The organism is Acidovorax sp. Root219, from assembly GCF_001428665.1.
In the GTDB taxonomy this organism is placed as follows: Bacteria; Pseudomonadota; Gammaproteobacteria; order Burkholderiales; family Burkholderiaceae_C; genus Acidovorax.
Window position 1 is genome coordinate 127,236 of record NZ_LMIJ01000002.1, and the last position, 421, is coordinate 127,656.

The window sequence follows — 421 nt, forward strand, 5'->3', positions numbered from 1 at the left end:
GGCTTCGCCCGCATGGCCGTTCAGGTCCAAGGCCAGCTTGGTGTCATTGAACGTGACCCGCTCCACCCGCGTCACATCCAGCATCGCCCCATCGGTCAGGCGCTGCAGGGTGAAGCTGCCATTGTTCTGGGACTGCACATAGGTTTGGCCCAGGGTGGCCGGGATGACCACGGTGTCGATGCCTGCACCGCCATCCACATACCGCGCCAGGCCCAGCGTGGGGGTGATGGTGTTGTTGCCCGCATCGCCAGTCACGGTGATATCGCGCACGGCATCCACGCGCACCGCGCCTGCGGCACCCATGCCTTCCAGCAGTTGGGCCGGCGTCTTGCCCGCACTCTGCTCGGGGAAGACCTGGGCGAACAGCGTCGCCACTTCCAGCGCCGTCTTGCCCGTCAGGCTCTGGATGATGGCCCCCTCG

1 protein-coding gene is annotated in these 421 nt (G+C 66.5%); it reads right to left on the bottom strand.

All coding sequences use genetic code 11. From position 1 onward, the window contains the following. Positions 1-421, bottom strand: a 421-nt coding sequence (locus ASE28_RS32440; protein WP_369818111.1) for a hypothetical protein, incomplete at both ends; no start/stop codon positions are given.